15 protein-coding genes are annotated in these 21,386 nt (G+C 47.0%); 9 read left to right on the top strand and 6 right to left on the bottom strand.

The window, feature by feature from the left end:
* Positions 1-41: 41 nt before the first annotated feature.
* The gene (locus tag EV202_RS07195; RefSeq protein WP_131751306.1) at positions 42-1,397 is read right to left on the bottom strand and encodes a sigma-54-dependent transcriptional regulator; all 1,356 of its coding nucleotides are present in this window, start codon (positions 1,395-1,397) and stop codon (positions 42-44) included.
* Positions 1,398-1,496: 99 nt separating this feature from the next.
* A complete protein-coding gene (locus EV202_RS07190; RefSeq protein WP_131926395.1) occupies positions 1,497-2,984 on the bottom strand; it encodes a TolC family protein in 1,488 nt (495 codons plus the stop codon).
* A gap of 713 nt (positions 2,985-3,697) precedes the next feature.
* Here EV202_RS07190 and mce point away from each other — a divergent pair.
* The 7 genes from mce to EV202_RS07155 all read left to right on the top strand — a co-directional run bounded on the left by mce (position 3,698) and on the right by EV202_RS07155 (position 11,819).
* Positions 3,698-4,111, top strand: coding sequence for a methylmalonyl-CoA epimerase (mce, locus tag EV202_RS07185; RefSeq protein ID WP_125238466.1), 414 nt, complete (start codon positions 3,698-3,700; stop codon positions 4,109-4,111).
* Positions 4,112-4,187: 76 nt separating this feature from the next.
* Positions 4,188-5,741, top strand: coding sequence for an acyl-CoA carboxylase subunit beta (locus tag EV202_RS07180; protein ID WP_106068300.1), 1,554 nt, complete (start codon positions 4,188-4,190; stop codon positions 5,739-5,741).
* A 31-nt stretch (positions 5,742-5,772) separates the two neighbouring features.
* On the top strand, positions 5,773-6,705 hold the full coding sequence (locus EV202_RS07175; RefSeq protein ID WP_131926394.1) for an OadG family transporter subunit: 933 nt from the start codon (positions 5,773-5,775) through the stop codon (positions 6,703-6,705).
* 25 nt (positions 6,706-6,730) lie between these two features.
* Positions 6,731-7,171 carry a biotin/lipoyl-containing protein gene (locus EV202_RS07170; RefSeq protein WP_106070400.1) on the top strand — a complete coding sequence of 147 codons (441 nt, stop codon included), beginning with the start codon at positions 6,731-6,733 and terminating at the stop codon, positions 7,169-7,171.
* A 1-nt stretch (position 7,172) separates the two neighbouring features.
* Entirely contained in the window at positions 7,173-8,333 is a 1,161-nt protein-coding gene (locus tag EV202_RS07165) for a sodium ion-translocating decarboxylase subunit beta (protein WP_106068298.1), read from the top strand.
* 170 nt (positions 8,334-8,503) lie between these two features.
* Positions 8,504-9,856, top strand: coding sequence for a tetratricopeptide repeat protein (locus EV202_RS07160; RefSeq protein ID WP_106068297.1), 1,353 nt, complete (start codon positions 8,504-8,506; stop codon positions 9,854-9,856).
* A gap of 112 nt (positions 9,857-9,968) precedes the next feature.
* Positions 9,969-11,819, top strand: coding sequence for a glycoside hydrolase family 13 protein (locus tag EV202_RS07155; RefSeq protein ID WP_131926392.1), 1,851 nt, complete (start codon positions 9,969-9,971; stop codon positions 11,817-11,819).
* A 387-nt stretch (positions 11,820-12,206) separates the two neighbouring features.
* On the opposite strand, the gene EV202_RS07150 is transcribed toward EV202_RS07155, so the two are convergent.
* Positions 12,207-13,214, bottom strand: a complete 1,008-nt coding sequence (locus tag EV202_RS07150) for a class II fructose-bisphosphate aldolase (RefSeq protein WP_106068295.1) — start codon at positions 13,212-13,214, stop codon at positions 12,207-12,209.
* 347 nt (positions 13,215-13,561) lie between these two features.
* Between EV202_RS07150 and EV202_RS07145 the strand changes: the two genes are divergently transcribed.
* Complete coding sequence (locus EV202_RS07145; RefSeq protein WP_131926390.1) at positions 13,562-14,734, top strand: glycosyltransferase; 1,173 nt, start codon at positions 13,562-13,564, stop codon at positions 14,732-14,734.
* Positions 14,735-14,740: 6 nt separating this feature from the next.
* Here EV202_RS07145 and EV202_RS07140 read toward each other — a convergent pair whose 3' ends face one another.
* Both EV202_RS07140 and EV202_RS07135 read right to left on the bottom strand, forming a co-directional pair.
* Positions 14,741-15,985: an ABC transporter permease gene (locus EV202_RS07140; RefSeq protein ID WP_106068294.1), complete on the bottom strand. Its 1,245-nt coding sequence runs from the start codon at positions 15,983-15,985 to the stop codon at positions 14,741-14,743.
* A 20-nt stretch (positions 15,986-16,005) separates the two neighbouring features.
* Positions 16,006-17,205, bottom strand: a complete 1,200-nt coding sequence (locus tag EV202_RS07135) for a pyridoxal phosphate-dependent aminotransferase (RefSeq protein WP_125238457.1) — start codon at positions 17,203-17,205, stop codon at positions 16,006-16,008.
* Between the two features lie 200 nt (positions 17,206-17,405).
* Here EV202_RS07135 and EV202_RS07130 point away from each other — a divergent pair, with 200 nt between their 5' ends.
* Positions 17,406-18,641, top strand: coding sequence for a fucose isomerase (locus EV202_RS07130; protein ID WP_131926388.1), 1,236 nt, complete (start codon positions 17,406-17,408; stop codon positions 18,639-18,641).
* A 16-nt stretch (positions 18,642-18,657) separates the two neighbouring features.
* Here EV202_RS07130 and EV202_RS07125 read toward each other — a convergent pair whose 3' ends face one another.
* Positions 18,658-21,270 carry a sensor histidine kinase gene (locus tag EV202_RS07125; RefSeq protein ID WP_131926386.1) on the bottom strand — a complete coding sequence of 871 codons (2,613 nt, stop codon included), beginning with the start codon at positions 21,268-21,270 and terminating at the stop codon, positions 18,658-18,660.
* Positions 21,271-21,386 lie beyond the last annotated feature (116 nt).

Here is a 21,386-nt window from a genome sequence, read left to right as displayed (position 1 = left end):
GTGATGATTATAAGTACAAATGACGCATGGCGTTTCATCCGTCATTCATAATTTATATTATATTTTTCCAGCCTCCGATATAGTGCAGCACGACTGATGCCCAACGCTACAGCTACTTGGCTGAGATTACCCTTATGCTGTTCCAACGCCTGCAAAATCGTCTGCCGCTCTATCTCGTCCAGTGTCATACCTGCAAACGCTGTTCTTTCAGAGGCTTTTGCCGGCTCGTCACGCCTCTGGCATTGGGAATCAAAGTCGGAGGCATCGAGCACAGTTTTTCCACAAATCAGGATGGTGCGCTCCACCAGATTCTTCAGTTCGCGTATATTGCCCGGATAAGGCAGGTGTGACAGGAAGTTCAAGGCATCCGCCGAAAAATCGGTATGCGGCAAGCCGTTGATTTCCGCCTGACGATCGGCAAAGTGACGTGCCAACAAAGGTATGTCTTCGCGCCGTTCCCTTAAGGAAGGAAGTTTTACGGTAATCAGGTTTATACGATAGAAGAGGTCTTCGCGGAACGTGCGTTCGGAAACCATCTTGGACAAATCGGCATTAGTGGCCGAAACCACACGCACGTCAGCCCTACGCGGACGACTGTCGCCCAACACTTCGAACGTCTGATCCTGCAACACACGCAGCAGCTTTACCTGACAGGATAAATCAAGATCGCCTATCTCATCCAGAAAGATGGTACCTTTATTGGCCAGTTCAAAACGCCCTATACGGTCGGTACTCGCATCGGTAAACGCCCCTTTCTTATGCCCGAACATTTCGCTTTCGAACAAGCTCTGAGAGATACCGCCAAGATTGACTTTGACAAAAGGTTGCTTCGCACGCCGACTGTTGATATGTATGGCTTCGGCAATCAACTCTTTTCCTGTCCCGCTTTCGCCCGTAATCAGCACGGAAGCATTGGTAGGGGCAATGCGTGCCACGGTATCCAGCACCTCCATCAGCCCTTTTGACTTACCGATGATATGGCTGCGGTTCAGCGACATTCCCTGCGCCCCACACCCTCCTTCGGATGGAGAAGAAAGTGCAAGAGCCGTCTCGATGCGTTGCAAAAGGGCTGCATTATTCCAAGGCTTGGTGATGAAGTCGAATGCCCCCGCCTGCATTCCCTGCACAGCCAGCTGAATGCTTCCCCACGCCGTCATCAGAATAACAGGCACATCAGGATGGAACACTTTTACCTGTTTCAACAGTGTAAGCCCCTCTTCACCCGTGGTGGAAAGAGTGAAATTCATATCCATCAAAATCAATGCAGGGGTCTCGCTCCTCACTATTTCCATAGCCTCACGAGGATTCGGAGCTGTTTTCACCTCATAACCGGCACGCTTCAGCATAAAACTGAGAGAAGAGCGCACGGCACTGTCGTCATCTATTATCAATATCATAAAGTCTACGGTTTGTTCCCTACAAAATTATGCTTTTTTTATGATTATCACCATAAAGCAGGAGTAAGTTTCACAAAAAAAGAATACAGACAAGTCTGCCTACTTTCTTATGATATCTTCAAAATCGGCTTCCAATTCCGTGTCTCGTTCAAAATCCCACAGTGTCAAGCTACGGAGTTGATACAAATAATACCAATAATCATATAGTTCGGAAATATGTTTTTGACGGGCTTCATCTTTGGAATTTTGCGCATCGTTCAAGTCGAGCGTACTGATTTTACCAATCATGAAAGTTTCCACACTTGTCCTATAACGCTTCTCGGCAATGACATCCGCTTCCTCGGCAATACTTAATTGCTCTGCCTGATTATTGAACTTGGCCACCAACAAGAAAATATCTTGATTGAAATCCATCTGTTCCTGCCGAATCCTTGATAGGACAACTTCCCGATTGCTCTTTGCCACCTGCACTTTGCCGCGTCGCTTACCCCAATCGAGAATCGGTATTTTAACCCCCACCTGTACTATTTGATTATCAAGCAAATCCCGATAGGCAGCCGACAGTCTCTGGTTCTGCCCGGTATATCCCACACTGGCGAACAAATCAACACTCCTCAGATTTCCCCGCGCTGCGGCCACCGCGTAATCGGCCTCCAACTGCCGGCGACGTATGTTCTGCGCAAACGAATTGCGTTCCAAGGCCTTATTCAGCACACGGTCGTACTCCATATTAATATCGGGAACGGAAGCCGGAAGCACAGGATTTAAATTTTCCTGTTCAGACACCCCGAGGAAAGAGCGAAGCCGGAACATCTTAGCATTCAGATTGCTTTCCGCCTCTGTCACATCGGCCTTGCCTTGCAGTGCATTCAGCCGGAGCTGGAGCAAATCATTTTCCGAAATCTGCCCCATCTTTCGCTTGGCTATGGCCACTTCGTAAAGGCGGTCGGCATTTGCTTTGTTCTGCCTTGCCGTAGCAAGTGATTCTTTGGCCAGAAGTAACTGGAAGAAGTAGGTGATGGCTTTCATTGTCACTTCCTCCGTGGCGGTAACAAAAGCGGCCTTGGCCTCTGCATAACGCACCGGCTCGATACGGCGGTTCCATTTCAAATTGTTTACCCCGAAAATGGGCTGTTTCAGTTCAAGGTTCACAGGCACAGACATAAATTGCTTGGTGCCTCCGGAGCCTAATTGCCTGATAAAATTAAGAGATGAAGTCAGCGACAACCGCCCTCCCGTAACCCAGATATTCTGATCGATAGAAAATTTTCCCGACAGGCCCAGTGTATTGTTACGCACAAAACCATAAGAACCATCAGAATTTTGATAAGTACTGTACGACTTATTATAATTAGGTAATGTTCCTATAAAATTTACTTCCGGTAGCAAATCGGCCCGAAAGGTACGATATTCCCAATAAGCCGTTTTCAGTTCATTCAACGCAACGGCGGCATCCACAGACTGCAAACGCGCCAAAGCAATGGCTTCCGTCAAAGTCATGTTGCGGTCATGTCCCGCCGTATCGTTCTGTGCCATGATTGCCAACGGCATCCAGAGGCAAATTGCAAGTAAAGTCTTTCTTTTCATGTCAGGTCTTTAAAATAATCATTGACAAAAAAGGCAAAGACCATGCCAAGCAAGCCGGAGCGCACACAAACGGCATGGGTGTTCGTTTTCGGACACTCCGATTGTTCGTTTACGGACGGCCTTTGCAGCTTTTTCTCCCATTTTTCAGAAAATGAAAATCATTAATACACATCTTTTACAAGTAGGTATCCTCCGTATCAAGCCTGCGTTTTCTTCGTATAAGGACACCTTTACACGGCTTTGAAACGATGCAACTCCTTCTTCCCTATCATAATTATCTGAATTCGGGATAAGAAGCGGGTCGACAACCTCACCCGGCGGCTTGTATTTTAGAGTCAAACTCCATTGGTTATCAGACATTCACCCCTTCCTTGTCAGACACTTGTGTCTGTCGGCTTGAACACTTGCCTCTGTCACGACAAAGGATTGCAGCTGTCAGACAGGGGAAGGGCGGTCGGTCTGAAAGGCTCTCTTCTCCCCAATCACCGTAAACCGGTGCATTCAGGAAATATCCGCCCGACAGGATCCACCCCCTCATCTTTAGCAAAAGCAACCACTTATCCCGAACTCAGATATAATTCTGCAAAGAATTGAATGAGCACCATTCTTCACGAATTATTTGGCGAAAAATTTCTTTATTAAGGAAGATTTTTCTTTCTTTGTGCTGTTTTACACCTTAAGAAACACTATAAGTAACATTAAATAATACAGTTATGAAGATTTCACACATTGAACATTTGGGCATCGCCGTTAAAAGTATCGAGGAAGCCCTTCCGTATTATGAAAACGTTCTTGGTCTGAAATGCTACAACATTGAAACAGTAGAAGACCAGAAAGTTAGAACAGCCTTTCTGAAAGTAGGCGACGTAAAGATTGAGTTACTGGAACCTACTTCTCCTGAGAGCACCATTGCCAAATTCATTGAGAAGAACAACGGAAACGGCGGTATGCACCATCTGGCATTTGCTGTGGAAGACGGCGTGGCCAACGCTCTTGCAGAATCTGAGGAGAAAGGCATCCGTCTCATCGACAAGGCTCCACGCAAAGGTGCAGAAAGCATGAACATAGCATTCCTGCATCCGAAATCAACGCTCGGCGTACTGACTGAACTCTGCGAGAAAGGATAGATTTATAAAGACGTCGCCGTCATAAATCATGCATCAGTATATCATAGTTTATAAATCATAAATCATTAATAAGAATATGAGTAATCAACTTGAAAAGATTAAAGAGCTTATAGACCGCCGTGCCGCCGCACGTATGGGTGGTGGTGAAAAAGCGATTGCAAAGCAACACGAGAAGGGTAAATATACGGCCCGCGAGCGTATATCCATGCTTCTCGATGAAGGAAGTTTCGAAGAAATGGATATGTTCGTAGAACACCGATGCACCAACTTCGACATGGAGAAGAAACATTATCCCGGCGATGGTGTAGTAACCGGCTGCGGAACAATCGAAGGTCGTTTGGTTTATATCTTTGCACAAGATTTTACAGTTTCTGCCGGTTCATTGTCCGAAACCATGTCTTTGAAAATCTGCAAGATTATGGATCAGGCCATGAAGATGGGCGCACCTTGTATCGGTATCAACGATTCAGGTGGCGCACGTATCCAGGAAGGCATCAACGCATTAGCTGGTTACGCTGAAATCTTCCAACGCAACATCCTTGCTTCCGGAGTCATTCCTCAAATCTCCGGAATCTTCGGCCCTTGTGCCGGTGGTGCGGTTTACTCCCCCGCCCTTACAGACTTCACGCTAATGATGGAAGGTACCTCTTACATGTTCCTCACAGGACCGAAGGTTGTTAAGACAGTGACAGGCGAAGACGTGAGCCAGGAAAATCTGGGCGGAGCCAGCGTTCACTCTACCAAATCGGGTGTGACACACTTCACCGCCAAGACAGAAGAAGAAGCTTTGGCTTTGATCCGCAAGCTGTTAAGCTATATCCCACAGAACAACTTGGAAGAAGCCCCCTATGCAGATTGCACTGACCCGATCGATCGTCTGGAAGATTCCCTGAACGACATCATCCCCGACAATCCGAACAAGCCTTACGATATGTACGAAGTAATCGGTGCCATCGTAGATAACGGCGAGTTCCTCGAAATCCAGAAAGACTATTCCAAGAATATTATCATCGGCTTTGCACGATTCAACGGACAATCAGTAGGTATTGTAGCCAACCAGCCCAAGTATCTGGCAGGTGTGCTCGACAGCAACGCTTCTCGCAAAGGCGCCCGTTTTGTCCGCTTCTGCGATGCTTTCAATATCCCCATTGTTTCGTTGGTAGACGTGCCGGGCTTCCTTCCCGGAACAGGACAAGAATACAACGGTGTCATTTTGCACGGCGCCAAGTTGCTGTATGCTTACGGTGAAGCCACTGTGCCCAAAGTAACCATCACTCTTCGCAAATCGTACGGCGGTTCGCACATTGTGATGAGCTGTAAGCAGCTCCGCGGTGACATGAACTATGCTTGGCCTACTGCTGAAATCGCCGTAATGGGTGGCGCAGGTGCCGTAGAGGTGTTGTATGCCCGCGAAGCCAAAGATCAAGAAAATCCGGCACAGTTCCTGGCAGAGAAAGAAGCCGAGTATACCAAGCTGTTTGCCAATCCTTACAATGCAGCCAAGTACGGCTACATCGACGATGTCATCGAACCGCGCAACACGCGTTTCCGCATTATCCGCGCCTTGCAGCAGCTGCAAACAAAAAAATTGTCCAACCCGGCCAAAAAACATGGTAATATTCCTTTGTAATCAGGCTTTTTACACTAAAACAAGAACGATTATGAACAAAACAAAAATCGGAATATTTCTTTCATTGTTACTGGTGGCCTGCCTTTGCTCTTCCTGCGGAGAACAGAAATCCAACAAAAAGCTATTGCTGAACGAAGTGCTGGTTAACAACGAAAGTAACTACCAAGACGACTATGGCGTACACTGTGCATGGGTTGAAATATTCAATAAATCATATGGCAGTGCCGACTTGGCCGGCTGCTACCTGAAACATTGGAGTCCGGGTAATGATACCGTTACTTATTTCATCCCCAAAGGTGATGTCCTGACACTGGTAAAACCACGCCAACATGCACTCTTCTGGGCTGACGGAGAACCGAGACGCGGAACATTCCATACCAACTTCAAGCTGGACACGTTGAATGTCAACTGGATTGGACTATACGACTCCGGCAAGAGTTTGCTGGATCAGATTATTGTACCGGGCAACACCCTTAAAGCCAATCAATCGTACGCACGCGTCAGTGACGCTTCATCCGAATGGGAAGTAAAAGGCGAAAGTGCAGACAAGTATGTGACGCCAAGCACCAACAACAAAACCATCGACAGCAATGCCAAGATGGAGAAGTTTGAGGAACATGACAACACAGGTATCGGTATGTCCATTTCGGCCATGAGTGTGGTATTCTTTGGTTTGATATTGCTTTACATTTCATTCAAAATCGTAGGTAAGATTTCCGTGAACCTCAGCGCACGCAATGCTATGACAGCAAAAGGTATCACCGACAAACAGGAAGCCAAAGAGAAACAACTCGGACAAGCTCCGGGCGAGGTGTTTGCCGCCATTGCCATGGCTATGCACGAAATGCAAAGCGACGTACACGACGTGGAAGACACCGTGCTTACCATTACGCGTGTAAAACGCAGCTATTCGCCATGGAGTTCCAAAATCTACACATTGCGTGAAACCCCTCACAAAAAGTAAAGTCACTTCGAAAAAAAATAAAACGATGAAAGAATATAAGTATAAAATTAACGGTAATGTGTACAACGTTACCATTGAAGATATTGAAGAGAACATCGCTCACGTGGAAGTGAACGGTACTCCTTACAACGTTGAAATGGAGCAAAAAGTAAAGTCTGCTCCCATTAAGCCCATAGTTCGTCCGGCTGCAACAACTGCACCGGCAGCAGCACCGGTTGCCCCGGTAAGTAAGCCGGCCGCAGTTTCTGCCGGTAAATCAGGAGTAAAATCTCCGCTTCCGGGTGTCATCCTCGACATCAAAGTAAACGTAGGCGATACGGTGAAGAAAGGACAGCTCATCATCATCCTGGAAGCCATGAAAATGGAAAACAGCATCAACGCCGACCGCGATGGAAAGATTACCGCTATCAATGTTAGTAAAGGAGACTCTGTTCTCGAAGGAACTGATCTCGTAATCATCGAATAATATGGGAGAATTTATCACATTCATAGGAAACAACCTTGCCGACTTCTGGACATACACGGGGTTTGCCAACGCAACGGGTGGACACGTGGCAATGCTCTTGATAGGTTTGTTCTTCATATACCTGGCTGTGGCCAAGGAATTCGAACCAATGCTACTGATACCTATCGGTTTCGGTATATTGGTAGGCAATATTCCCTTCAACATGGAAGCCGGATTGAAGGTCGGCATCTATGAGGAAGGCTCGGTACTTAACATTCTGTATCAGGGAGTAACTTCCGGCTGGTATCCACCCCTCATTTTCTTGGGAATCGGTGCCATGACGGACTTTTCCGCACTGATATCGAATCCTAAATTGATGCTGGTCGGTGCTGCTGCCCAGTTCGGTATCTTCGGTGCATACATGATTGCCCTTGCAATAGGGTTCGACCCCATGCAGGCCGGTGCAATCGGCATTATCGGTGGTGCAGACGGCCCGACGGCCATCTTTCTCTCCTCCAAGCTGGCTCCGAATTTGATGGGTGCCATTGCAGTGTCGGCTTATTCGTACATGGCATTGGTGCCGGTGATACAACCGCCCATCATGCGTCTGTTGACCAACAAGCACGAACGTCTGATCCGCATGAAACCTCCTCGCGTGGTTTCTCACACAGAGAAAGTGATGTTCCCGATTATCGGTTTGTTGCTCACCACATTCCTTGTTCCATCCGGTTTGCCTTTGTTGGGTATGCTGTTCTTTGGTAACTTGCTGAAAGAAAGTGGTGTTACCCGTCGCTTGGCCAACACAGCCAGCGGACCGCTGATTGATACCATTACGATTTTGTTGGGACTTACCGTAGGTGCTTCCACACAAGCATCCGAGTTCCTGACATTCGACTCAATCAAGATTTTCGGTCTGGGTGCTTTATCGTTTGTCATCGCGACTGCTTCGGGAGTAATCTTTGTGAAAATTTTCAATCTATTCTTGAAGAAAGACAATAAGATTAATCCGTTGATTGGCAATGCCGGCGTTTCTGCCGTGCCCGACTCTGCGCGCATTTCACAAGTAGTAGGTTTAGAATATGATTCTACCAATTATCTGCTGATGCACGCCATGGGGCCGAACGTTGCCGGCGTAATCGGTTCTGCTGTGGCAGCCGGTATCTTGCTGGGCTTCTTGATGTAATAAAAGATTTCCCACTTTATATTTTATCCATAATAAGGCTATCTCGACCTAAAAAGCGAGGTAGCCTTATTCTTTTGTTAATCTATCTCAAATAAATTACGAAAATTCCGTAGCAAATCTTCCTTTTATTAACTTGCAGGCAATTACATAATACCATAAAACCAAAAGACATGCGAAAACAACTTCTCTGCTTCTGCTTCTTCGCCTGCTGTGCCCTGCTATCGGCACAAAACATCAATTCCATTCAGGAGGCAATGGCCAATTATGACTATGAAACTGCTCTGATGCTTATCAATAAAGAAGAGGCAACCGTCCCGTTGCTCTATCAAAAAGGAAAGGCCCTGAAAGGATTGGGAGATAAGGACAAGGCTTTGGTCGTCTTTAGGGAAGTAGTGCTACAAGATTCACTCAATCCGCGAGCATACATCGAAACAGCCGAGTGCTGCAAATCTCTGGCCCGCTACGGCGAAGCGCTGGGATACTATCAAAGCGCACTAAAGCTGAATCCGGAAAACAAATACGTGCACCTTCAATATATCAGTCTGTTAATGAACATAAAGAGGTACCACGAATCTTTCCAAGAGAGCAATCTGCTGGCAATGAAAGACAGCTCCGCCTTTGTTCTTCATCTCAGAGCCGAAAGCATGGAGCAAATCTGCGACAACTCCAATGTAGACCGGGTAATAGATGCTTATCAGGACATACAGAGACGATACCCAGAGGACTATCTGTCGGCTGCCAAGCTGGGGAATATCTACATTGCCGGCCGGCAATTTGAAGACGCAATAAACATTACAGAGAAATATCGTACGATAGACTCTACCAATGTGCTTGTCAACAGGGTCAATGCGCAGGCTTACTGTCTAAACAAAGACTATCCGAAAGCGATACAAAGATACGAACAACTGCTGCAAGAAAAAGACAGCAGCTTCCAGACCTGCTTTTATGCCGGAATCAGCTACTACGCCATCGACAACTTCTATCCGGCACACGACCTGCTGGAGCGGGCACTCAAAGAAGACCGCACAAACGTAAACGTGCTTTATTACTTGGGGCGTGCCTGCTCCAAAACTTCGTGGAAGAAGGAAGGTGTGGCCTATCTGGAACAAGCCATTGCACTCAGCCTCCCCAGCGATAGCACCATGATACGCCTCTACGTGGGTATGGCAGATTGTTATAAAATGGCTGCTCAATATAAGGAACAAGCCAACACCCTTATAGAGCAATACAAAAAATATGATACAAACAACCACAAGCTGCTGTACAATGCGGCCCACATCTATTATTATTGGTTGAAGGATGCAGTAAGAGCCGAGCAGTATCTGGAAGCTTATCTGAGAACCCGCCCTAAGAACAAAAAAGAGATGCCGCAAGAGGTGGACAGCAACGGAACAGTCATTATCGGAGAAGACAATCGGTATAATGCCGCCGAAAAATGGCTGAAAAACATCAGAGAAGGCCGTAAAAAAGAGGATTTCTTCAAAGGAAAGGTAGACACGGCAAGGTTTATTCCTGTCAGATAGCCATATGTAGAAAACGTTTGCGTAATATTAAAAAGTATAATGACGGAGAAGACAAATGCTTTCTCCGTCATTTATTTTAAATTAGCACGAAATTAACCGTAAAGTTACTATCATGAAAACAGTATTCTCTATCCTTGGAGCACTATTGCTCACTCTTTCTACGTATGCAGCTATGAACGTAAACAAAATCGACCCTCCGTTCTGGTATGCCGGAATGCAGAATCCGGAGCTCCAGCTGATGGTATATGGCGAAGACATCGGAAATGCGTCGGTATTCGTCGACTATCCCGGCGTTTCACTGAGCAGCACCGTGAAGTTGGAAAGCAACAATTATCTGCTGGTTTATTTGAAACTGGACAAAGACGTGAAACCGGGCAAGATGACGCTCACCTTCAAGCAAGGAAAAAAGAAAATCTTGAAAGATTATGAGCTGAAAGCTCGCGACAAGAAAGGTTGTGAGCACAAAGGCTTCGATGCTTCCGATGCGTTGTACCTACTGATGCCCGACCGCTTTGCCAACGGCAATCCTGATAACGACCAACTGCCGGGAATGGCCGAATACAAAGTGGATCGCAACGACCCTAACGCCCGTCATGGCGGCGACCTTGCCGGCATAGAGCAGCACCTCGACTACTTCTCCGACCTTGGCGTGACGGCCTTGTGGTTTACCCCCGTATTGGAAAACAACATGACCGGAGGTTCGTACCACGGCTATGCCACCACCGACTATTACAAAGTAGACCCGCGCTTCGGCACCAACGAAGAATACAAACAGCTGATTGAGAAGTCTCATGCACGAGGCATCAAGATTGTGATGGATATGATTTTCAACCATTGCGGCGTGGAACACGCATGGATTAAGGACATGCCGTCAAAAGACTGGTTCAACAACCCCGACCACGAAAAGAACTTCGTGCAGACCTCTTTCAAACTGACTCCCCATATCGACCCCTACGCTTCCAAATTCGACACGCACCAGATGAACGACGGATGGTTTGTGCCCACCATGCCCGACCTCAACCAAAAGAACCCGCACGTCTACCGCTATCTGGTGCAGAACAGTTTCTGGTGGATTGAATATGCCGACATCGACGGCATACGCATGGATACCTACCCGTATGCCGACTATGACGCCATGAGCCATTGGATGAAGGAGTTGAACGAAGAATATCCCAACTACAACACCGTAGGAGAAACATGGGTCACCGAACCGGCCTACACGGCATGGTGGCAGAAGGATTCCAAGCTTTCCGCACCGAAGAACAGCAACCTGAAAACCGTCATGGACTTCAGTTTCTTCGACAAAATAAACATAGCCAAAACCGAACAGACGGAGACTTGGTTCAAAGGACTGGACCGTGTGTACAACAGCTTTGTCTACGACTTCCTCTACCCCAACCCTGCCTCCGTGCTCGCATTCATCGAAAACCACGACACCGACCGTTTTCTCGGTGAGGGCGACAACCTGCCGATGCTGAAACAAGCCTCCACACTGTTGCTCACCACCCGCCGCATCCCGCAACTTTATTATGGAACGGAGATTATGATGACCGGTGTGAAGCACAAAAGCGACGGCTACGTGCGTAAGGACTTCCCCGGCGGATGGGCTGATGACAAAGCAACGGCATTTACCGCCAACGGACGCAGCAAGCTGCAAAACGAGTGCTATAACTTCTACAAAACCATCCTGAACTGGCGCAAAGGCAACGAGGTGATAGCCAAAGGCAGCATGGTACAATTCATGGTGCAGAACGGCGTATATGCCTACGCCCGCCAACACGAAGGGAAAACCGTATTCGTGATGCTCAACGGTACGGACGCTGAAACAAGCGTACCATTGAAGTTCTATAAGGAAATCTTGAAAGAGAATAAACAAGGGAAAGACATCCTCAGCGGCAGAACCATCACTTTCAGTGAAGAGTTGAAGATGGCAGCCAGAGAATCATTGGTCATCGAGCTATAAGATAAAGTCATCCGCTCGGTTTAACAATCCTTTTTCTTTACAAAGGAAAGTAGCGAAAAACTCCTCTCAAAGTTCCTCACCGAGGAACAAGCTACTCGACACCGAGGAAGAGGGTGTTCCTCACCGAGGAACGATGTCTTCCTCGGTGTCGGAGAAAATCTCGGTTATCAGGGAGGCTCAGGCCGGAGGAAGATATGGTATAAATTACATACAAACAAATAAGAGGCAAACATCCACCGGACTGCAACATGCCTATAAAGCAAGAAAATAAGTATGAACTAAGAGAGTGAATCAAAACCAAGTTTTTTGATTCACTCTCTTAGCATATAAAAAAAGAGCATGCCACTGCCGGCATGCCCCTTTCATTCTCTATGACGAATAGCTAACTTACAGCTGCGCCAATTTGTTGTCCGAGCCAAGCACGTTAACGATTTTATGCTTGTAGAGCTTCTCCATATTGTCGCGAGCCGGACCCAGATACTTACGCGGGTCGAACTCTGCGGGCTTCTCGGCAAATACCTTGCGAACGGCAGCAGTCATTGCCAAACGAGAGTCTGAGTCGATGTTGATCTTGCAAACGGCAGACTTGGCAGCCTTACGCAATTCTTCTTCTGGAATACCGATGGCAGCTTCCAGCTTACCGCCAAACTTGTTGATGGTATCAACTTCTTCCTGAGGAACTGAAGAAGAACCGTGAAGAACGATGGGGAATCCCGGAAGTTTCTCCATTACGGCATCCAATACGGCAAACTCCAGAGGAGGAGGAACCAGACGACCGGTAGCAGGATCTACATGGCATTGTTCGGGTTTGAACTTGTAAGCACCGTGAGAAGTACCAATCGAGATAGCCAATGAATCGCAACCTGTGCGAGTAGCAAAGTCAATCACTTCTTCAGGGTTAGTATATGTGTGGTGTTCGGCAGAAACCTCGTCTTCAACACCGGCCAATACGCCAAGCTCGCCTTCTACCGTTACATCGAACTGGTGGGCATACTCAACCACCTTCTTGGTCAATGCCACATTCTCTTCGTAGGGCAAGTGAGAACCGTCGATCATCACTGAGGAGAAACCTGAATCGATACAAGACTTGCAAGTCTCGAACGTATCGCCGTGGTCAAGGTGAAGAACGATTTCCGGATGTGCACAACCCAATTCTTTGGCATATTCCACAGCACCCTGAGCCATGTAGCGCAACAACGTTGCGTTGGCATACTGACGGGCACCCTTGGATACCTGAAGAATCACAGGAGATTTAGTTTCAACAGCAGCCTTGATGATAGCCTGCATCTGTTCCATATTGTTGAAGTTGAATGCCGGAATAGCATATCCACCTTTGATAGCCTTAGCAAACATTTCCTTTGTGTTTACCAATCCTAAATCTTTGTAATTTACCATTTTGTTTAAAGTTTATTGTTAGTGAATAAAAATTCTATGCAAAAGTAAGCATTATCCTTTAAAGTAAACCACCCGACCGGAATAAAAGTTCGGGCTCTCGCGACCAATTACATTCTATTTCAAAGCTATTGGCTTCGTTTAACAGAATATTGCAATCTCCATGTTACAAAAAATGGCATTTTTCTGCTTATCACCCACCTTTTACTTACACGGTTCTATCAATAAATTTATCTTCAGCGACTGCTTTTTCCGAGTTTCTTTTCAGTCCCTAAAAAAAACTCGCCACCAAGCTTCCACTGTGGCGTTTTTTCGTACCTTTGTGCATCATAAAACGTTTCATGCCCAATATGGAAGCATTTGCATTAGAGAACTCTGAAAAAATACTGCTTGCCGCAACGAGCACGTTGTTCATCATACAGACCCTTTATTACTTTTGTCTGTACAATCGTATCCACCTCCGCAACCGTGCCGTGAAACGGGGAGACACGCATTTCACGCAAGAGTTTCCGCCCGTGTCGGTCATTATTTGCGCCCACGATGAAGCAGAGAATCTGCGCAACAACCTGATATCCGTATTGGAGCAAGACTATCCCTTATACGAGGTCATCGTCATCAATGACGGAAACACCGATGAAAGCAAAGACTACCTGACTTTGCTCGAAGAGAAATATCCGCATCTGTACCATAGTTTCATACCCGAATCTTCCCGCTATATCAGCCGTAAGAAGCTGGCTGTAACACTCGGTATCAAAGCCAGCAAGTATGATTGGGTAGTATTCACCGACGCCGACTGCCGGCCACAAAGCAACCAATGGTTGCGACTGCTGGCACGCAACTTTACATCGCGTACTCAAGTGGTTTTAGGCTACAGCGGATATGAGCGGGGCAAAGGCTGGCTACATAAGCAGGTGTCTTTCGACAACCTGTTCATCTCCATGCGCTATTTGGGATTTGCCTTGGCTGGAAGCCCATACATGGGCATAGGGCGCAACCTTGCTTATAGGAAAGAGCTGTTTTATCAGCAAAAAGGATTTTCCGCCCACCTCAACCTGCAAAGAGGAGACGACGACCTATTTATCAACCGCATAGCCACAGCCAACAATACACGAGTGGAGACGGACGCAGACGCCACCGTACGCATGCAACCCGTCTGGCGGGCCAAGGACTGGAGAGAGGAGAAGATAGGATATACTTCTACGTCCTACCTGTATCACGGAATACAACGTTGGCTGGCAGGAGGAGAGACCTTTACACGTATGGCTTTCTATGTGGTATGGATAACCCTGCTCATCACCGGCGTGCTGCATTTTAACTGGTCGGTGGCAGGAATTGCATTCACATTTTTCCTGCTACGCTTCATCGTGCAGGCCATCGTCATCAATCAAACGGCAAAAGAGTTGAACGAGAAACGCAGATACTACTTCACGCTCCCCTTGTTCGATTTGTTGCAACCAATGCAATCCATGCGTTGGAAATTATACTGTCTGTTCCGCAAAAGAAGCAACTTCCTCAGAAAGTGAAACCTCTTACTCGTAACGGATGGAGGTGGCGGGATGGATGCGCGTAATCAGGAAAGAAGGTCCCAGCAACATCAGCACGGCGGCCAATAAAGTGCCGACATTCAGCAGTAAAAACAGCCAGATATTGAAAGATACCGGAACCGTAGCCATATAGTACGTTTCCGGATTGAGTTTGAATAAACCGAACCAGCGCTGCACGAAATAAAAGACAAGTCCGATGGCATTTCCCCACAACATCCCCTTGCCGATAAGGAAGACCGAAAACCAAAGAAACACCTTACGGATAGTAAAATTATCAGCCCCAAGAGACTTCAGCACACCTATCATGGAGGTACGCTCTATAATGATAATCAGCAGACCGGACACCATCGTGAAACCAGCCACTCCAATCATAAGGATGAGGATAACCCAGATGTTCACATCCAATATGTCCAACCAAGCAAAGATCGGAAGATTGAGTTGCTCCACATTACGGACGCAATATTCGGCGCCATAACGGTCGGGATGCTCATCCGTATCGGCAGCTATCTCGTAGGTGGTTTCTTCCAGCTTGCCATAGTCGCGGATTTCCAACTCCACCCCGCTCACCTGATCGGGTTGCCAACCGTTCAGGCGGTTTACCAAACAAAGATCGGTAAGGAGAAAAAGATTATCGTATTCGGAAAAATTCGTCTGATAGATGCCCACAATCTTCAGGCGGCGGGCACGCACGTCATCCTGAATAAAATACGTATCAATCTTGTCGCCAAGCTTCAACTTCATTTTATCGGCAAGTATCTTTGAAATGACCACACGATTGGAGGATGCCGAATCACTGAACTGCGGGAACTCGCCTTCAATGATATGCCGACGGAAGAATGTCCTGTCGTACTCAGGGCCTACACCTTTCAAAACCATCCCTTGAAAAGCGTCGGAGGTCTTTATCATGCCCGGCTTTGTGGAATAACGTTGCACATGTTTCACCTCCGGATAATCGGTAAGAGCGGCAATCATACTGTCGCCCACTGCAATGGGGCGTGTTTCGTAGGAACGTGCGGCATCGAGATTACTTATCTGTATGTGCGAACCGAAGCCTACAATTTTATCGCGCACTTCGCTCTTGAAACCTATGATTACGGACACGGCAATAATCATTACCGCCAGACCTATGGCAATGCCAATCATGGCGATAAGTACGGCAGGACGGGAAACTTGCTTTCCCGGTTGTGCATTACGATAAATGCGAAGCGCTATGAAACGAGATAAATCCATACCCTGTGCCCGACAGCCATTTATTCAGTACGCCCCGGATAAGCCTCCAATGCCTTCTGCAAGACAAAGAGCGCCCGTGTCAGGTCTTCTTTCTTCAACACATAAGCAATGCGCACCTCGTTACGCCCGGCACCCGGCGTAGTATAGAAACCTGATGCCGGAGCCATAAAGACCGTCTGCCCTTCGTACTCGAAATCGGAAAGACACCAAGCGCAGAACTTGTCGGAATCATCTACCGGCAATTTAGCCACGGTGTAGAATGCTCCCATCGGAATGGGAGAATAGACGCCGGGAATGCGGTTCAGTCCATCAATCAAGCACTTACGCCGCTCCACATATTCATCATACGTATCACGCAGGTAGTCCTCGCCTGCATCAAGGGAAGCCTCGGCGGCAATCTGTCCTATCAAGGGAGGACTGAGGCGGGCTTGGCAAAACTTCATGACCGCATCGCGTATCTCTTTGTTCTTCGTTATCAGAGCCCCTATACGGATGCCGCATTCGGAATAGCGCTTGGACACGGAATCAATCAGTACCACATTGTTCTCAATGCCTTCCAGATGGCAGGCCGAAATATAAGGAGAACCCGTATAAATAAACTCGCGGTACACCTCGTCCGAGAAAAGGAATAAATCATACTTCTTCACCAAGTCGCGAATCTGGTTCATCTCACGTCGTGTATAAAGATAGCCTGTCGGATTATTCGGATTACAAATCAGTATGGCGCGCGTACGTTCATTAATCAGCTCCTCGAACTTCTCTACCTTGGGCAGCGAGAAGCCCTCTTCAATGGTAGTGGCAATGGTGCGTATCTTAGCGCCGGCCGAGATGGCAAACGCCATGTAATTGGCATAGGCCGGTTCGGGCACGATGATTTCGTCTCCCGGATTGAGACAGGCCAGAAAAGAGAACAATACGGCTTCCGAGCCGCCGGAAGTGATGATGATGTCGTCGGCCGTGAGATGGATGTTGTATTTCTCGTAGTAGCCCACCAACTTCTCGCGATAGCTGCGATAGCCCGCACTGGGACTATACTCCAGAATCTTCCGGTCAATATTTCTTATCGCCTCAATAGCAACTTGCGGTGTAGGGAGGTCGGGCTGTCCGATATTCAGATGGAATACATGTATGCCCCTTTGTTTGGCGGCGTCTGCCAGAGGAGCCAGCTTTCTGATGGGAGATGCGGGCATCTCCGTTCCACGAATAGATATTGTTGGCATTGAAGTCTTTTTTATTATTTGAAACTGCAAATGTAGCGCAATTATTCGAAACCGAAAGGAAGCATGGACATAAAAACTTTAGAAACTTTATTTTATCGTAAAAACGTTGTGTCATATAGAAAGAAACCCTTATTTTTGAATCTGCAAACAAGAAAAGAGCTTTGCTCACAAAAGCAAACAGTAAAAACTAAAACAACATCATGGTCATCAACCTAATAGCTTTTGCTTCTATCCTGCATAAACAGACCACTGTCCGTAACTCTCACGAAGTGATACTCACAGAGCTGGAAAAATATTTTACCGTCAATATCATCGATTACCAAAATCTCGACCAACTCTCGTCCGATGATTTCAGCATCCTGTTCATTGCCACCGGAGGTGTGGAACGATTGGTCATCCAACATTTCGAATCCCTGCCCCGCCCTGCCATCCTTTTGGCAGACGGCATGCAGAACTCGCTGGCCGCAGCACTCGAAATATCGTCATGGCTGCGCGGACGCGGAATGAAAAGCGAAATCCTTCATGGGGAACTGTCGGAGATTGTCAAACGCATCTTCGTTCTTCACAGCAACTTCATGGCGCAACGCAATCTTTCAGGGACTCGTGTCGGCGTGATAGGCACTCCGGCGGGTTGGTTGGTGGCCAGCAATGTAGATTACCTGCTTGCCAAACGCCGTTGGGGCATTGAATACACAGATATTCCATTGGAACGTGTGTATGAATATTACGAACAAATCACAGACGATGAAGTAGGCCAGGCATGTGCCGATTTGGCCGGAAAAGCATTGGCCTGCCGCGAAGCCACCCCCGAAGATTTGGTAAAAGCCATGCGCCTTTACCGTGCCGTCAAAAGAATAGTGACAGAAGAGAGGTTGAACGCCATAACCCTGAGTTGTTTCCGGCTGATAGAGCAGACAGGAACTACCGGTTGTCTTGCACTTGCTTTGCTGAACGACGAAGGAATCGTGGCCGGATGCGAAGGGGATTTACAGTCGGTTTTCAGCATGCTGGCCGTCAAGGCATTGACCGGGAAGGCCTCCTTCATGGCCAATCCTTCCATGATTAACGCCCGCACCAACGAAATCATACTGGCCCATTGCACCATCGGCATCACCCAGACAGAAAAATTCATTATCCGCAATCATTTTGAAACGGAAAGCGGCATAGGCATTCAGGGACTCTTGCCCACAGGAGACGTAACCATCGTAAAATGCGGAAGCGAGAGTTTGGACGAATACTACTTAACCACCGGTACGCTCACCGAAAACACAAACTACATCAATATGTGCCGCACGCAAGTAAGGATAAAACTGAATTCTTCCGCCGACTATTTCCTCAAAACGCCGTTAGGCAACCATCACATCATGCTGCACGGCAATTATGAGAACACACTGAACGAGTTTCTGCAAGCAAACGGATGTAAACGGATCGAATAATCCGCTTACATCCGTTTCATTTTATCTTATCAGGCAACCTCACCTCGAAGCGCGTTCCTTTTCCCACTTCAGAAGAAACGAAGATTGTTCCATTGAGACGGGCTACTATGGTCTGGCAAATACTCAATCCCAAACCGGCGCCTTGAGTAAAGTTATCCCCCTTATAAAAACGATTGAAGATATGCTTGAGTTCCTTCTCCGAAATGCCCTTACCGGTGTCTTCCACAAAGAGGGTGATGTATCCCGGCTCGTCGGCTGTATATCCTAACGTAATGCTGCCCTGTAGGGTAAATTTCTTGGCGTTATTTATCAAATTATTCACAACCTGCTTCAAGCGGACGACATCCGTCTGTATAGACTGTTCTCCATCCACAGGACATTTAATGCAGAGTTTCACTCCCTGGGGCATCCCAATGCGTTGGCTGCTGTATATCTCTTGCATGATGGAAGTAAGATTGTAATCGGAGATTTTAAAATCCATCGTACCCGCCTCTATACGCGACAAATCGAGAATATCATTGAACAGAGCCAACAACAAATTGCAGTTGACCCCGATCAGTTCTACGAAGTCCTGCACTTCTTCTGTAGTGAAAGAGTTCAAGTCTTTCAGCAAATCCGAAAATCCTACAATCGCATTCAGCGGAGTACGTATCTCATGACTCATATTCGCCAAGAAAGCAGACTTAAGTTTATCGGCCTGCAAAGCATGGTCTCTGGCAGCAATCAGAGCGGTCTCCGTGTCTTTGTATCGCTGGATGCTCTGCCCTACGCCCAGCACCATATAGGGCGAATCAGCAGTCAACCCTTTATAGCTGGCGCAACGACACTCCCACCATCCATAACCCCCTTCGGGTTTCTTCACCCGGAAACTCATACGCACATTGGCACATTTTCCATGCAAGAGATCCAAAAAGCTATTATGAGTCGATTCCCGGTCATCGGGATGTATCAAGCTTTGCATCTCTTCGGGAGTCATAAGTCCGCGGTTTGCCGAATAACCCAAATGAGACAGCAAGCCTTCGGAGATGTTGAAGCGTTGCGTGTGTGTGTCGAACTGCCACGGGTATATGGAACTCTCATCCATAGCCATACGAAAAAGACGTTTCTGTCTTTCTTCTTCAGAAATGTTACGACATATCAATACGACACCATTTATTCTGCCTCCGGCAAAAACAGGCACAACCTCGCCGGATACGGGAAAGTAAAGTCCTTTCCGATTTTCACGCATGAAAGCATTGGAGGGAATCGGTACAATCTTCTGTTGCACAAGAGCCTGCTTCAACAAGTCATTCATGACACTCTTTCCTTCGATATATATATGAAAAACAGATCCTGCCACCTGTCCCTCGTAAGAACAAGCCGAATGCACCTTAAACGGGAGTCCGAGCATCTGCCTCAACGAGCGGTTGATAAAATGAATGCGCAAATCGGTATCATAAGATATAATACCGTCGCGGATAGAGTAAAATATATCATCGAACTCTTTTCGCTGTTCCACCAACCGCGATTGAATCAAGAGGCGGGTCTGGGCTTGAATGCGACGGCGGGCTTCCTTTCTGTTGGTTCGTATCAATCGGATTACCAGTACGACCAGCAATGCCACAACAAACAAATAAAAGGTAATGATCCATGCCGTATAACGCTCGCTAAAAGGAATGTTCATGACTACGCCATGCTTGTTTGCAACATTGCCGTTCACATGAAAAAAAGCCAGTTGCTTGTAGTCATACAGAAACGTCCCTTCGAGATTGACAATCCCATGAGTTGAAGGAGTGGTTTTTCCCAATAATATCCGTGCTGCCAGTTTTCCGCTCACCAAAGCACTTTCCAAAGGTTCCACGTCATAAGCACAGAACACTCCGTTTGTCAGTGCCAGATTTTGCCCGGTAAAGACAGGCGCCTTGGAATTTTTACCTATGAAAGAGAGAAAAGGACTCCACTTGGGAGCAACCACAATACGATTATAAGCATTATAGCTGTAGCAAACGGAAGAGATGACTGTTATAGGAGATTGCTTCTGCACATTACTGCCGAGAAGGGTATATTCCGGATTCTCCTTCTGGAACTCGTACCATACATTTTCAAAAGCTTTCACTCCTCTACGGCTGAGCAGAGAACTGTCGGAAAGGCAAACAACCTCTTTACGATGCGGAAATATGCGCTTCATCTCATCGAGCAGCTTTCTGAAATCTATTTCGGCCGTAAAGCCTGAAACATTGGGCAAGTTTCTCATCAACTCTTCATTCGGGTATTTAACAGCCATAACGACAACCGGCAACTGATATCCCAATGAATCTCCACACTTCATCAAACCATAAAATGCTTCGTCACCTGCCGTCACTATCAAATCCGTCCGGCGTTGCCGCGCCCGTTCGCAAATGCGGCGCATAATCGCACATTCCGAAACATAACGCCAATAATCGGCATTGAGATATTCCACAGTGACATCTGCTTTGACATTTTCTTTGTTCAAACCTTTTTCCAACCCTTCGATAAGCAAATCGTGGTGAGGGGTATTATTGGTATACGACTGTATAAACAGTATATTGTATGCACGGTCTGCACCCGAGATCGTTCCGAATAGCACACCTGTCATTCCCAAGAGCAGAGATAGAAAGAGTTTTTTCATAGTATACGCTGTTTGCCCATTAAATCGGTCATTACATTCGCAAAGATAATGGTTTTGTCATTTCAATGGCTTTTTTTAATGAGAAAACATCTTATGGCTACAATGGCATTCGCCTC

The organism is Prevotella heparinolytica (assembly GCF_004342845.1).
Classification (GTDB): domain Bacteria; phylum Bacteroidota; class Bacteroidia; order Bacteroidales; family Bacteroidaceae; genus Bacteroides; species Bacteroides heparinolyticus.
The sequence above is the reverse complement of the archived record's forward strand: the minus strand, read 5'-3'. Positions and strand labels throughout refer to the sequence as shown.